This window comes from Calothrix sp. NIES-3974, from assembly GCF_002368395.1.
Taxonomy (GTDB): Bacteria; Cyanobacteriota; Cyanobacteriia; order Cyanobacteriales; family Nostocaceae; genus NIES-3974.
On the sequence record NZ_AP018254.1, the window covers coordinates 12,823 to 28,050 of the forward strand.

General features: G+C 44.8%; 8 protein-coding genes. 5 read left to right on the forward strand and 3 right to left on the reverse strand.

Features of this window, described 5'->3' with window-relative positions; translation table 11 throughout:
- Nucleotides 1-641 precede the first annotated feature (641 nt).
- Nucleotides 642-1,673 carry a S1C family serine protease gene (locus CDC37_RS00070; RefSeq protein WP_096619821.1) on the forward strand — a complete coding sequence of 344 codons (1,032 nt, stop codon included), beginning with the start codon at nucleotides 642-644 and terminating at the stop codon, nucleotides 1,671-1,673.
- Nucleotides 1,674-1,765: 92 nt separating this feature from the next.
- Here the strand turns inward: CDC37_RS00070 and secA are convergent, their stop codons facing one another.
- Nucleotides 1,766-4,558 carry a preprotein translocase subunit SecA gene (gene secA, locus CDC37_RS00075; RefSeq protein ID WP_096619823.1) on the reverse strand — a complete coding sequence of 931 codons (2,793 nt, stop codon included), beginning with the start codon at nucleotides 4,556-4,558 and terminating at the stop codon, nucleotides 1,766-1,768.
- A 1,186-nt stretch (nucleotides 4,559-5,744) separates the two neighbouring features.
- On the opposite strand from secA, the gene CDC37_RS00080 reads away from it, so the two are divergent.
- From CDC37_RS00080 to CDC37_RS00095, 4 genes are all read left to right on the forward strand, one after another.
- On the forward strand, nucleotides 5,745-6,332 hold the full coding sequence (locus tag CDC37_RS00080) for a L,D-transpeptidase (protein WP_231943164.1): 588 nt from the start codon (nucleotides 5,745-5,747) through the stop codon (nucleotides 6,330-6,332).
- Nucleotides 6,333-6,530: 198 nt separating this feature from the next.
- Entirely contained in the window at nucleotides 6,531-7,697 is a 1,167-nt protein-coding gene (gene sat, locus CDC37_RS00085; RefSeq protein ID WP_096619825.1) for a sulfate adenylyltransferase, read from the forward strand.
- A 246-nt stretch (nucleotides 7,698-7,943) separates the two neighbouring features.
- Nucleotides 7,944-10,100, forward strand: coding sequence for a caspase family protein (locus CDC37_RS00090; RefSeq protein WP_096619827.1), 2,157 nt, complete (start codon nucleotides 7,944-7,946; stop codon nucleotides 10,098-10,100).
- A gap of 535 nt (nucleotides 10,101-10,635) precedes the next feature.
- A complete protein-coding gene (locus CDC37_RS00095) occupies nucleotides 10,636-11,085 on the forward strand; it encodes a hypothetical protein (RefSeq protein ID WP_442861056.1) in 450 nt (149 codons plus the stop codon).
- 81 nt (nucleotides 11,086-11,166) lie between these two features.
- On the opposite strand, the gene CDC37_RS00100 is transcribed toward CDC37_RS00095, so the two are convergent.
- Nucleotides 11,167-12,786 carry an SdrD B-like domain-containing protein gene (locus CDC37_RS00100; protein ID WP_096619831.1) on the reverse strand — a complete coding sequence of 540 codons (1,620 nt, stop codon included), beginning with the start codon at nucleotides 12,784-12,786 and terminating at the stop codon, nucleotides 11,167-11,169.
- A 152-nt stretch (nucleotides 12,787-12,938) separates the two neighbouring features.
- Nucleotides 12,939-15,221, reverse strand: a complete 2,283-nt coding sequence (locus tag CDC37_RS00105; RefSeq protein WP_096619833.1) for an OmpA family protein — start codon at nucleotides 15,219-15,221, stop codon at nucleotides 12,939-12,941.
- Nucleotides 15,222-15,228 lie beyond the last annotated feature (7 nt).

The following is a 15,228-nucleotide window of genomic DNA, read 5'->3' on the forward strand; positions in this document are numbered from 1 at the left end:
GTATCTACTAAGAAATCGCCAATCAATTATTTTAACTTGGAGGGAAAAACTGTAACTGACTAACTGTAAGCAACCATATTTATCAGGTACATTAGGATTTGATGCAATTAATCTCAATCAATAACCTATATTAAAATCCTCAGTTTTGACCAAACTAGGAGTAAAACCATCAAATTATTTTCTTATCCTGACTTTGGATACCAATGTTAAATTTGCAAAAGTATAGCGACTGTGATAGTGAGATGAGATGACTAAGAGGATATTTTAAAAATCGATTTTAATACAGGGAGCAAGGAATCGGGAGAGACGGGACATGTCGCGTCTGTTTCTGAGGACAAATATACCGTTTGAGTCTATTAATTGTCTTCAATCAGTGGTTGATAAAGTATTGATTCATACTTAACCAACATCCTCTAAGAAACTTCACTCAAAAAGATTTCATAATTGATAATAGGGAGTTTGTACATCCTTTAGGTATGACAGTTAAAAAGTGACCTTTTTATTCAGTTTTATTCAGGTGGTTAATGCAGAAACATAAATTGTCACCCGTTAACTGTCAACAAACCAAAAGAAAAATATATCAGCGTGTGAAGTATAACTATCAATATTCAACTTGGTGATGAGGTCAAAGGAAATTAAACATGTTTAGAAACCTACGCATGTTGAATCATGATAATTTTGCCATGAATTTGAAGCATAATTATGAATCTGATGAACAGTTATTAGATGCTTATTCCCATGCTGTTGTTCGTGTTGTAGAAACAGTTAGTCCAGCAGTTGTGAATATCGATGTCAAACGTCGGATTCCAGGATATCGTCCTAGTTTTCCATCTATTAGTCGAGAAATTCAGGGTAATGGTTCCGGATTCATTTTTACACCCGATGGTTATATTTTGACCAATAGCCATGTTGTCGAGGGAGCAAGTCAAATCCAGGTGACGCTTGCAGATGGTCGCAACTATGCAGCATCACTTGTCGGTGATGACCCGGATATGGATGTAGCAATTATTCGTATCCATGGGGATAACCTAACTGTAGCGCGGTTAGGGGATTCCCAAACTGTCAAAGTGGGGCAATTAGCGATCGCAATCGGTCATCCCTATGGATTTCAAACGACGGTGACGACGGGGGTAATTAGTGCGGTGGGTCGGTCATTTCGCTCTGCTTCCGGTAAGTTGATTGATAATATTATCCAGACCGATGCAGCTTTGAATCCTGGGAACTCTGGTGGACCCTTGGTGACATCAACGGGGGAGGTGATTGGGATTAATACAGCAGTAGCGATCGCAGCCCAGGGTATTTGTTTTGCCATACCCATTAATTCGGCCAAGAATATTATACCTGCATTGATGCGTCATGGTAAAACCCAACGGGCATACATCGGCATTGGTGGACAAAATGTTCAAGTGTCCAGACGAATCATGTTATTCAACGAATTAGTCAGTGATGCAGGAATTTTTATCATGTACGTGGAACCGAACAGTCCCGCAGCAAATGCAGGGTTAAGGGAGGGGGATGTAATTGTCGGCTTTAACCGTAAACCAGTGCGTAATATGGATGAACTGCAAAAAATGCTGACCCCGGATCAAATTGGAGTGCGATCGCAGTTGACGATTTTGCGTAATCACCAAAAGTTTACCACCGATATTATTCCCATTCCGGCATCTAATTAGGTGGGGTATTTTCGTAAGGCTAGGGAACAGGGAGTCGGGAATAGTGTTAACCCAATAGGGTACAGTCTACCACACCTCTCCCCATCCAGAAACTACACCATCTCCGTTGCTTGTGCAGCAGCTTGGGGTGGTTGGGGTTGGAACATAAACAAGGAGTAAACCACATCGCGACGAATATTTGTCATCATATCTAGGAATAACTCGTATCCTTCGGTTTTGTACTCAATTAGGGGGTCTTTTTGTCCATATCCACGCAAACCAACAGATTCCCGTAATGCGTCCATTCCTTGTAAATGTTCACGCCATAGGGTGTCTATTCGCTGCAAAATAAAGAAACGTTCAGCCTGTCGCATTAACCCTGGTTGAATTTGGTCTACCTGTGCTTCCTTCATATCGTAGGCAATGCGCACCTGTTCATGCAAAAATGCCTTAATTTCGGACATGGACATGTCGTAGAGCTGTTCTGGTTGCAAATCGGCTAGTAAATAGACAAACTCTTTCACTTTCTCCACCAATTTATCCAGTTCCCATTCTTCCGAAGGTAAATCGGGGTTGATATAGTAATTGACAATATCGTCCATTGTGCGTTCCGCATAGTCAATTACCAGTTCCTTCAAATCCTCCCCTTCTAATACCCGTCTACGCACTGCATAAATCGCTCGTCGTTGATTATTCATCACCTCGTCATACTCAAACACCTGCTTACGGATGTCGTAGTAGTAGGTTTCCACCTTCTTCTGCGCTCCTTCTAAGCTGTTGGTGAGCATTTTCGATTCGATTGGCATATCCTCGTCAACCCGGAACATTTCCATCAATTTAGCAACGCGATCGCCACCAAATATCCGCATCAAGTTATCTTCCAAACTGAGGAAAAATCTGGTTGTTCCTGGGTCTCCCTGTCGTCCTGCTCGTCCTCGCAATTGGTTGTCCACCCGTCGGGATTCGTGACGTTCAGTACCAATTACATGTAAACCTCCCCGCTCTACCACCAGATCATGTTCGCGGGAGGTAAAAACTTCATATTCCTGTTTAACTAACTTGTAAGCATCCCGTAAACGCTGAATCACCGGGTCATCCGTGGGAGCTTTTTCCGCAGCAACTGCCACTTTTTCTTCCGCTTCTAGTTCCGGTAAGCTACGTTCCCCATACTGCTGTACGGCAAATTCTACCGCCTGCTTGAGCATATTTTCCGCTTCTTTGGAAATATTAGTTGGGTAAATTCCCGGAGATACCCGCCAAGTTTTCACCTTACGTCCCGGTGCAAATCCCTGTCCACCACTACCACCTGAAGGCGCTCCCGATGATCGATTAATGGCAAAAACATCCTCATCTTCCGGTTTGACAATCCGTGGCATAAAATACTCACGCAATTTCAACCGCGCCATGTATTCGGAATTACCACCCAAAATAATATCCGTACCTCGACCTGCCATATTTGTCGCAATGGTTACAGCCCCAGTCCTTCCCGCTTGAGCGATGATTTCCGCCTCCCGTTCCACGTTTTCCGGACGAGCATTCAGCAATTCGTGGGGAATACCCTGCTGTTTCAATAACTGACTCAGGTACTCAGATTTTTCCACACTGGTTGTACCCACTAATACCGGACGACCAGCTTTATGCATTTCCTCACATTCACGGGCGATCGCTCGCCATTTACCGGCTTCGGTTTTGAACACCATATCGGATAAATCCTGACGACGACGGGTGCGGTTGGTCGGAATTACGGTTACTTCTAGTTTATAAATCCGTTCAAATTCCGCTTCCTCAGTTTTGGCTGTCCCCGTCATCCCCCCTAATTTGGGATACAAAAGAAACAGGTTTTGGTAAGTAATGGTAGCCAGGGTTTGGGTTTCTGGCTGAATTTCTACCCGTTCTTTGGCTTCAATGGCTTGGTGTAATCCATCACTCCAGCGCCGACCCGGTAACACCCGTCCAGTAAATTCATCGACGATGACCACCTCTCCCTGACGGACGATATAATTTACGTCTTTCAAGAACAATTCTTTCGCCTTAATGGCATTAAAGATAAAATGGGCCCAAGGGTCTTCCGGGTCAAATAAATCTGTGACTTCCAATAATCTTTCGGCTTCGGCAAACCCTTCGTCGGTGAGCAAGACGTTGCGTGCTTTCTCATCCACTTCGTAGTGGTCATCTTTTTTGAGAGCAGAGGCAATTTGCGCAGCTTTGAGATACTTCTCGGTTGGCCGTTCCACCTGTCCAGATATAATTAGGGGTGTGCGCGCTTCATCTATCAAAATTGAATCAACTTCGTCAATCACACAGTAGTTGAACGGACGCTGTACCACATCCGCCATCGAAGTTGCCATATTATCTCGCAAATAATCAAAGCCAATTTCGCTGTTGGTAACGTAGGTAATGTCGCAATTGTAATTCTTTCTTCTTTCCTGGGGAGTCATATTCGCCTGAATTAACCCCACACTCAACCCCAAAAACCGATGGACTTGTCCCATCCATTCTGCGTCCCGTCTAGCCAAGTAATCGTTGACGGTAATCACATGTACTCCCTTACCTGTTAACGCATTCAAATAACTCGGTAAAGTCGCCACTAGGGTTTTCCCCTCACCAGTTTTCATCTCGGCGATTTGTCCGGTGTGTAAAATCACACCTCCCAATAACTGCACATCAAAGTGTCGCAAACCCAAAACACGACGAGCTGCTTCCCGAACTACGGCAAAGGCTTCCGGAAGAATATCATCGAGGGTTTCCCCCTTACTTAATCTTTCCTTAAACTCCCCAGTTTTCGCCTTGAGGGCATTGTCATCTAGGCTTTGAATCTCTTCCTCTAAGAGGTTAATTTCAGCGATGTAAGGTTGGTATTTTTTGAGTTTACGAGCGTTGGGGTCGCCCAACAATTTGTTTAGCATGGCAGTTTATTTTCAACAAAAACAAGTGGTGGGATGAATCAGAGGTTGGATTTAGATTATATACATATCTATTTATAGATACCGAATAACTCGCGGATCGAAATCAAATGTTAATTATTTTAGCGATTTCGATCGCGATCGCCTTCCCCTAACCATTTTAAGATGCAAGTCTTTGCGGAATACCCTACAGAGCATTCGCTGCCAACATCCAACGCATCGGGAAGATTGATCGGAAATCTAATAACCCATATTAAAACTGTCTTTATCGTATCATTTTGCTCCCAAAGCATAGCATCCACTGCTGTCTCTGCCAAATCCTATCCCCTACCACCACCAGCTAAATCCCGCTTTTGAGCAAAAATCTATTTTCCTGTTGTCCCTATAACTTTACTTTTATTCAAGATTACAAAGCCTATTTGTAGTCAGAACTACCCGTACTGAATACCTGTGCCCTAATCGCTACCACAGCACAAATGTTACCATTCTACCTAGCTGACAGTATAAATACTTGCATATAAATACATACGAAAAAGCGACTGAGATTTTTGCCTACCCCAGCGCCTCTCCGTAAAAACTTATACCATTTCACTTGCTTGCTGCAACATTCGGAAGTCGCAACACCCTATAAATGAAGGGAGTTCCGACAATAACCTGTGACAAACATATGGTGAAGTGGTATCACTCCTTGCACTTATACAGAATATCTCTTGTATCTTTAATTGTGGATTTCAATGAGTGACACTTTTTAAACTGCTCTAGTTAAAAATTCATAGTTGGGTAAGTGTTTACGGATAACATGGGACAAAATTTAAAAGTAAGGCACAGCACACTCATCATCGCGTAGCAATACGAGTTGGTATAGTCCACATCAGTGTCGGGAAAATTTATGCAAGTGTGTAATTCTGTAAATTCCGATGTCACTAGATTTGGGGAGGAATAAAAGGAATAGCCTTACTTGACAGTGTAGTTAAGCGTAGGAAAGCTACCTATAGCTAAAACAAACGGAAGAAACATTGACCGGAATAAATATTATTGGAAAATACTCAAGTAAAAAACTTGACGATAAGCGGTTAGGGGTTATGAACTAGCGATTAGCAATGTAACTCGACCCAAGGGTGTTTTGGCAATATTAGCAAGTCCAATACCTCACCGTTTGGAGTATAAAAAGTTATACAGGGGTGAAATTATGATTAAAACCCACGGGATGCAAACTCACAGCGATCGCCAGCAAAACGACGGTGGGGGATGGAGAAGGATTAATCGAATTGCGATCGCATTCATATTATCCGTATCGGTATTCAATGGATTTTCTCTCCCCTACCCAGGGAATACCCGGTCACAAACGGACACGAGAGTTTTCGCTCAATCCACCAAATCCTCCCCAACCATCACCCAAACCATGAGAAACCTCAAACAATCCAATCAACGTTGGATTGAAATTCGCTTAAAACAGCAGCGTCTAATCGCTTGGGAAGGAAATCAACCCATTTACGGAGTCAGGGTTTCTACAGGTAAACCCAGCACACCTACTCCCACAGGAGTATTTGCAGTCCAAACCAAACTACGGGTGACACGAATGCGGGGAACTGGCTACGATATTCCCGACGTACCCTATACCATGTATTACCATCACGGTTATGCAATTCACGGAGCATACTGGCATAATCGTTTTGGTACACCCGTCAGTCATGGTTGCATTAACCTCAGACCCCAGCAAGCAAGGTGGTTATTTAGCTGGGCAAAGGTAGGAACACCGATTGTCGTCAGGGAGTAGAACGACCCGACGGTCGTCTGTACAGGAAGTCGGGGAAGCAAGGGTTTGTGAAATGGTATATTTTCATGGGTTCTGGTGTACGTAGTACATGTAGGCTACTCCCGACTTTCCGAAAATAAATTTTCTTTCGGTATCAACATTTTGATAAGTTTATTTATAAATGGAAATTATTGCAGTGAAAACGCGAGAAGGATTACCTTGAGTTACAACAAACAGGGCATTGCACCCCACGGTGGACAGTTAATTAATCGCATTGCCACCCCCGAACAACGCGAAGAATTTCTTTCTAAAGCCGAATTTCTCCCCCGCGTTCAATTGGATGAACGGACAGTTTCTGATTTGGAAATGATTGCCATTGGTGGTTTCAGTCCACTAACGGGTTTTATGAATCAAGCTGACTACAATCGGGTTGTAGCCGAGATGCGATTAGCAGATGGCACTCCTTGGTCGATTCCTATCACCTTATCCGTTACGGAAGAAATCGCAGCATCCCTACAGGAAGGTGGTTATGTTCGTCTGGATAATCCCCAGGGGGAATATATTGGTTTGTTATTGCTGACAGAAAAATATACCTATGATAAGCAACGGGAAGCCATCAATGTTTACCGGACAGATGAGGAAAAACACCCTGGTGTTAAAGTTGTCTACAATCAAGGTTCAGTAAATTTAGCAGGAGATGTTTGGTTATTGCAACGTCATCCCCATCCATTGTTTCCTAAATACCAAATAGACCCTGCCGAATCACGACGGATGTTCCAAGAAAAGGGTTGGCGGACAATTGTGGGTTTCCAAACCCGTAATCCCATCCACCGCGCCCATGAGTATATCCAAAAATGCGCCTTGGAAACTGTTGATGGCCTATTTTTACATCCATTGGTCGGTGCAACAAAAGAAGATGATATCCCCGCAGATGTGCGGATGCGTTGCTATGAAATTTTGCTCGACAATTACTATCCCCAAAACCGAGTCATTTTAGCGATTAACCCAGCCGCCATGCGATACGCTGGTCCGAGGGAAGCCATTTTCCATGCATTGGTACGCAAAAATTACGGTTGTACCCATTTTATCGTTGGACGCGACCATGCGGGTGTAGGCGATTATTACGGAACCTACGACGCTCAATATATCTTTGATGAATTTGCACCCGGTGAGTTGGGTATTATCCCGATGATGTTTGAACATGCCTTTTATTGTTTGCGTACTAAACAGATGGCAACGACAAAAACCAGTCCTAGTACACCAGAAGAGCGGGTGCATCTGTCTGGTACAAAAGTACGAGAAATGTTACGCCGAGGAGAATTACCACCCCCAGAATTTTCCCGTCCGGAAGTTGCAGCTGAGTTGGCAAGAGCTATGCATGGTTAGGGATTGAAGGTTGGAGATAGGAGACGGTCGTCAGGAGACAGAATACAAATTGATACCTCCTCCCCCGACTCCCTCCCATCTCCTGAATAAAATCGAAAATTTTCGATTATGGATTGCAATTGATCACCAAAAACCCCGATAATCGAATAATTTGATTTACTCAGCCAGGCAAGAAGCGTATCGGTAGTGACTTTACACAATGGATTTCAGCCCTTTAATCTGATATCTGGAAAGAGGGGGGTGAAAATGATGCAGCGACGGACATTTATACGAAGTGTTGGTTCCATCCTGACGGTTCTAGGAGTCTCAGATGCGACTTGGCTATGGGGAAATCAGCGTTCCCTGTCGGCTTTGGCGCAATCAAATCCGCGAAAGTTTGCGGTGTTAGTAGGTATTAATGACTATAAATTTTTGCCTCCCCTGCGGGGTTGTGTTGCCGATGTGAGTTTGCAGCGTGAATTGTTAGTTAATCGCTTCGGATTTGAACGGGAAAATATTCTGGAAATTGTTAATTCCAATGCGACGCGGACAGGAATTGAAGCCGCATTGCAGGAATATTTGCCTAATTTGGTCAAACCGGGGGATGGGGTGATTTTCCACTTTAGTGGCTATGGGACTCAAGTGAAATCCGGTGGTGTGTTAGAAACTGCGGAGAATGCCTTGATTCCGATTGATGGCGATGGAGATGGGAAGGTTAGCAATTATTTACTGGAAGATACGGTTTTATTATTGCTGCGATCGCTGCGAGTCCAGGGCTTGGCTATATTTGATACCGGCTACCACGGAATAGAAAGTCATCCTGCTGGTGGTTTCTTGAGTCGCTCTGTTCCATCTCGTCCCGGTATTAACGTCACTGATGATGAGTTGGCACTCCACAAAAGTTTGAAGAATCAAGTTCTCCGAGATACATCAGTAATTACGCTGAGGGCGAGTGATGATAGGAATACTGCGGTTAGGGAAGTTGATTTGCCGGGATTAACAGCTGGAGCCTTCACCTATGCCTTTACCCAGTATTTTTGGAGTCATGATCCAGCAGTTACCGTACAGAGATGTTTACGGGAAGTCAGTATTAGCCTATCCAGTTTGGGGTTGGGTCAAGAACCAATGGCAGATGATGGCAAAAAAGTGAAATTGGCTGCTGTATTTGCGGAACCGGTGTTGACAAACATTTCCCCGATAGGAGAAGGGGTAATCAATGGGATTGAGGAGGACGGAAAAACCTGTTTGGTTTGGTTAGGTGGATTACCCCCGCAAGTAATAGGTTTGTATGGTGTATCATCTTTGTTGCGGGTTGCAGGTGGGGGTCAGGGTGAACTATTGCAGGTGCGATCGCGTAGTGGATTAATTGCCAAAGTGCAAAATGTCAATCAGGAAAAGGTGAAAGTACCGGGTTTAGGTACAATTGTACAGGAATTTATCCGCACTATTCCCCGTGATATTAATTTGGTAGTAGCTCTCAATTCCCAGTTGGAACGGATTGAACGGGTGGATGCAACGAGTGGGATTGCGAGTATTCCCCGTGTGAGTGCGGTGGTGACGGGAGAACAACCAGCCGATTGGGTATTTGGCAAGTTGGAACAGGGAAGTGGTGCAAAGAGTCAATATGGGTTATTTTCAGTTGACGGGGAACCAGTTCCCAATACAATGGGAGAGGTGGGAGAAGCGGTGAAAATAGCCACAAAACGCTTAGAACCCAAATTAAAGGCTTTAACCGCAGCCAAGATATGGAATCAGACGGAAAACGAAACCTCATCCCGATTAAGTATTAAAGCAACATTGGAAGTGACTAATAGCGTTGCTCCCCGTGCTGCATTACAAAGACAAACTCAAACAGAAACCAAGCATAATAACTCATCTCCAGTTTTTGAATCAGCAATTAAATCCTCCGTGAGTAATCTTCCCACCATACCAGTAGGTAGTCGGATTCAAATACGGATTGAAAACAGCAATTCCCAACCGGTTTATGTGATGTTGGTGGGCTTAAATAGCAATAAAGATGCGATCGCCCTATTTCCTTGGCAAATATCCGTCGATTCCCCAACCTCCCAATCCCAACTGCAAGATATTACCATTGCACCCAACCAAACCGATATTATCCCGAAAACCCCACCCGGATTTGAATGGACTTTGCAAGGACTGACAGCTGTTTGGGAATTGCAACTTTTGGTTAGTACCCAACCTTGGAAACATACCTTAGCCGCACTAGGTAACGAAAATTACTCCCCCCGCAAATCCCCAGTTGTCTTGACTTTAAATAAACCTGTGGAAATTTCCCGCGCTTTACTGCAAGATATCCACGACGCTAGCGCTACCACATCCCAAAAATATGCGATCGCATCTGACCACTACGCTTGGGATGTCAATTGCTGGGCTAGTTTTAAGTTTACTTTTCAAGTCGTGTAGGCAATCACTTTTTGTGCTAATTAGGGTGTGATGACAATCACAGGATGCCATGATTTATATCCTTTCCCACTCTGGATAAAAAAGAAATAATAAAAGGTAACTGAACTCTAGCCGAGTCATTAATAGGGAACACACAAAACAACCGACTGCCTTTACCAGGTGTCGGCTTTTTATTTTTTAATTATTTTTTTCCAAATAGTTTTTTGCCATAATTCCCTATGTTTAGTGGTCTGTCCCCTTAATTTTGATGAGTCAAGAAAGGTACGTAGTAGCACTTTAGCCCTTTATACCCAAACTTTTCGACAGAAGCATCTAAATAGTTAATTCCTACTCACCCTACAGACGCGACATGTGGTGTCTATACCCACTTCCTCTTTTCCCGCAAGATTTATCAGCAATTACTACCAAAGCGGGAACTTATGTTGTTAAATTAGTGTCATATACCACACTGAAAAAATATACTAATGAAATGAAATTACGAAATTAAATGCTAGTTACTGTGTTCAAACCAAAAATCAACATATTTTGCTTAATATTGAGTTCTATTTGCCTACTAACAATCATTGAAACAGCCAAAGCTGACCAGTCCACCCCACCCATATTTGGCGATATTACTATAGGTAACAAATTTTCACCCGACCCTTTAACGGTGAGGGGGATGAGTGGAGGTTCGATTCCCGGAGAGCGAATCGCAGGACGTGCAGATACCCCCACAGGTCCTTGCACTGGTTATTTTGATGAAAAGCCAGGACATACACTAAACTTGACCAGCAAGTTTGATTACCTGAAGTTGCAGGTTCAAAGTCCTCAAGATACAGCCTTAATTGTGCGTGGTCCTGGTGGTAGCTGGTGCAATGATGATTTTGAAGGCAAAAATCCAGGAATTGTCGGTGAATGGTTACAAGGAACCTATCAGATTTGGGTCGGTTCCTATAAAAAGGATAATTATCTTCCCTACACAATTACAATTACGGAGAAAAAATAATTCCATTTTGGATTTTGTAGATAGTAGAGACGACCCGTCGGGTCGTCTCTACTGTTTATCGGGTCGTCTCTACCGTTTGCGTCAGTTAATCCTTACCCGGAAGCGGACGAAACCAAAGCTATTGGGGGAAATTGTACCCAGATTAGTAACTACAGCCCCATTGGTGTTATTAGCACCACAGATATCCGCAAAACCATCGAGGGGAGCTAGGGGTGTAAAGTACCGAGGGGGTTGAGCATCACTACCTGCACCGCTCACGGTAATACTGTTGTTAATGAAGGTTGTACCCGTTGGTATGGGGTCACAAAAGCGGGTATTTTGCAAAGCTGCACCACCTTCGGAGAGGAAGTAAATTGTATATTCTATTTCGTCACCACTTTGTAGCGGGGTTTCAATTCGAGGAACACCGACGAATCGTTCTTGACCGGGTAACTGGTCATCGTTGTCGCTGCTTCCATCTGGATTAAAGCTGTTAAAATTGCCTACTGGTAAGGGTTGTCCATTGCGAAGGGCATTGGTAATACGTTTAATCACACGGATGTTGGGTGTTTCTTCTGCTTCAACGACGGTACGACGAAAACCAAAGTCTGCGTCGTTAAAAATTTGACCGGGAGCAAGATTGAGAACTTCGTTGAAGGCTTGGGTGGGGGAAAATCTATTGGGAGGGTTGGGAACGCTAACGCGATATTGACCTGCTAGTAAGTCCCGAAATTGATATTTACCGTTTTCGTCGGTGGTGGTAGTGAGTTGAATATCGTCATCAGTGCCAAATACGTTATCCTCCCCTGCACCAATCAATCTAACGGTGACTCCAGGTAAACCGGGTTCGTTGGCATCTTGGGTTCCATCCCCATCTAGGTCATTATACACCGTATCACCGATTGCTCCCCTGGGACTGGGAATACACACACTAATAGGTTGTAAACCAATACTTTCGTCCTGTAGAGGTGGTCCGTATTCCGTTCCTGGTTCATAGAGAATTTGTATTTGGGAAACTGGTCCTGCTGGGGTGACGGAAATATTCCCATCGGGACGGTCAGGAAATGAGTTCTCGTTGATACCAACAGCTCGATTACCTTCAATTCTAGTGGTTGTTCCCAGGGAACGGAGGGTGACGTTGACAGGGGAACCGTTATTGGTTGCGGTGATGGTAACGCGGTCTTGATAGGTGAAACCCACATCCCTTTCACCATCCCGGTCAATATCGAGGATGAGGAGGGGAGAAGCAAGGGTGACGGATTGGTTGAATTCAATGGTGAGGGTTGCGCTTTCCCCTACTGGTGCGGGGGTTTTTTCGGGACCAATATTCCAAAAGAGGTTGGGACCAGGTAATCCCCCATACACACCAGGGGTAATACGGCTTTCTTGTCGATCGATGACTCGACCGGGAAGAGTTTCCCGGAAGCGGAATGTGGCGCTAACTTCTCCTCCTTCTGTGGTGAAGGTGCGACCGTTGGTTTCTTCAAAGTTTCCGGGTATGAGGTTGATTCTGCTGGGTTGGGTTCCGACGGGACAGGAGGGAGGTGTTGTTTGAGCGATCGCACTATTCCTATTTGTCAAACTAATTAGGGATAGGGATGGTAATGTCCAGATTAATCCGGTTAAAGTGTACCGCCATAGTAAATTTACATAGTTAGGAACTGGGGCGGATTTTCGTTTCCATCCAGAGGGGGAATATAGTCGTTTTAATAGGAATTTCATGGATTTTAGATTTTGGATTTAACGGTTTGTAGAGACGTAGCCATGCTACGTCTCATAGGTGTTGCAAACATTTTTTTATCGGTTTATCGGCATGAAATAACCGATTGTGGTTCAGCTATCTTGATCTGAACACTAAAATTGATGGCATCGGCTTAACGTTTCAAGGGGTCCCCTTCAAGTTGTAGGTCTGATTCCTGACTTTCGATGATGATTTCCACCCCGCGGATATCCCTAAAGATGATTTCTACTCGGCGATCGCGGGCATAGTTGAGAACACCTGTAGTCCCAGGATTTCTACGCACCCGTTCTCCAAATGAGCGAATCGTCATCCTTTCCGGTGCTATTCCTTGCCGTAATAAATAATTACGGGCGGCTAGGGCCCTTCTTCTTCCTAGTGCCAAGTTATACGCATCTGTTCCCCGTGGGTCGGCGTGCCCTTGGATTTCAATCACAATGGTGGGATACTGGCGTAATACTGCGGCTATCTGGTTCAATACTTGAGCGCTGCGATCGCTAATAAAGGAGCGGTCAAAGGCGAAGTGAATGTTGTTGGGAACGCGCAGTCGAATTGTTTCCGGTGGTGGTGGCGGTGCGGGGGGTTCCGGTGGCGGTGGTGGTGCGGGGGGAGTGACACACTGGGGTGGTTGAATCGGTTGGGGACGGGAATCGGGTTTGACGTTGGGAATTCCCTCTGCACCGACGATGGCGGCGACGGCTGGTTCTGATGTTCCATATTTGGGGTCGGTGGCGATCGCGCTCACCACATCTCCTCGGTTGAGGTTATTCAATGTAGTGCTAAATTTACCATCTGTGTCGGCGGTAATTACGGTCAAAGGTTCACTCAAGGCTCCATAGCCGTAGTCGTAAATCGCGTCTCGACCCCGTTGATAGTCTCCTAAGCGATAAATGGCTATTTCTGCCCCTGGGTCGGCTTTTCCGGCGATGGTGACGCTTCCGCCTTTCGGTATCAATCGACGACTGGTAAATACAGGTGCATTGACTGCCCCATTTCCCGTATCTAGACGGCGATTACCTGAATCCCGTCGGGGGTTAGGACCATCCCCTTTCTGGAAGTCCCGTACATCCAAGTGACGGAAGGTGTTTAAATCGATACTTAACCCTTCCAGCATGGCAAATCTATTGTTGCGGATGATGTTACCGATGGCTGAGTTGCTTTTACCCCGGTTATGTTCTGGAAAGGCGGATACCACCACACCGGGACCAGTCTGATTATCGATTTCATTGCCGATAATTTCATGGTTGCTACCCATCACATACACGGCTGCTCTACGTAACCTGCGACCGTTATAGGTAATTTTATTATTTTCTAATCTCACCCGACCTTCAGGTTTAAATAAAAACACCCCCGCTCCATCGTTGGCACAAATTAAATTCCCCGTCAGTTGGGAATTATTGACAATCCCCTCTAACCTTACAGCATCTGGCATTCCCGCCATACCGTTCCCAATGAGGATATTTTGACTAATATTGGTATTTTCTGCCCGCACGGAGGTAATTATCCCACTAGCTTCCTGAAAATCAATCCGGTTGCGACGAATAGTGGTTCCCCGGGAATTAAATACATAAACACCAAAAGCCGAGTTCGCCATCGGCATTTTTTGCTCCCTGGTCAACCCCAACCAGTTGTTTTCAATTACCACATTTTGGGGGGGAACATCGCGATCGCGGAAGGGTGAATTACTACTGGGGGGTCGTTGACGACTAATATCTGGGGGTGGTAGACGATGAGCAACCACAATATCCCCCGGTGGTGTGGTCAGGGTGACGGGTTTAGGAATCCCATCATAAATTAATAAGTTACCCAGTTGCTGTCTAATAGCACTGGCATTAAAGCCGTATAAATTCAAACCCCGAATGGTAATGCCATCGGCTGTCACCGTCAAACCACGAAATATCTCAGTCCCTGGTTTTGGGGTAATTGTCACCACTGGAACGGGAATAAAAATCTCCGCAGTTGCAGATGTATTCGGGTCGTATCCGGGTTGGGTTGTCCCATCAATTGTTAACCCGGTGGCCACCAAATCGGGCAAAATCTTTTGCAGTTGGATAGTTGTCTCCCCACTGGGCAAATTAAACTCGATTCGACTTCCTGTTCCCGTCAGGGGTTGGACTTGCGCTTGTTCCTGGGGACTAAGTTGCTCTGCTTTTAATGTCCCATTCACCAACTCAATCGCTTCTCGCAGGGTGATTTTTTCATCTGCTGTCACCTCCCCATCCTGGTTAGAGTTGACAATTACCCGGATAGCTGGCGCTGTCTGGGCATTAACCCCAGAATTAGCTGCGAATATACCACTGATTGGCAACAAATAAATGGGCAACAGGAGTGATTTTTTGGCTAATTTTGCTTGATTTTGCCTAAAGCCTCCCTCCAGAAATTTCCACTTTGACAACCATCCCACATTCAATTTAGACATATTAATC

Coding starts and splice junctions, on each gene's coding strand:
- CDC37_RS00070 (WP_096619821.1), top strand. CDS start 642: ATGTTTAGAAACCTACGCATGTTGAATCATGATAATTTTGCCATGAAT.
- secA (WP_096619823.1), bottom strand. CDS start 4,558: ATGCTAAACAAATTGTTGGGCGACCCCAACGCTCGTAAACTCAAAAAA.
- CDC37_RS00080 (WP_231943164.1), top strand. CDS start 5,745: ATGATTAAAACCCACGGGATGCAAACTCACAGCGATCGCCAGCAAAAC.
- CDC37_RS00090 (WP_096619827.1), top strand. CDS start 7,944: ATGATGCAGCGACGGACATTTATACGAAGTGTTGGTTCCATCCTGACG.
- CDC37_RS00100 (WP_096619831.1), bottom strand. CDS start 12,786: ATGAAATTCCTATTAAAACGACTATATTCCCCCTCTGGATGGAAACGA.
- CDC37_RS00105 (WP_096619833.1), bottom strand. CDS start 15,221: ATGTCTAAATTGAATGTGGGATGGTTGTCAAAGTGGAAATTTCTGGAG.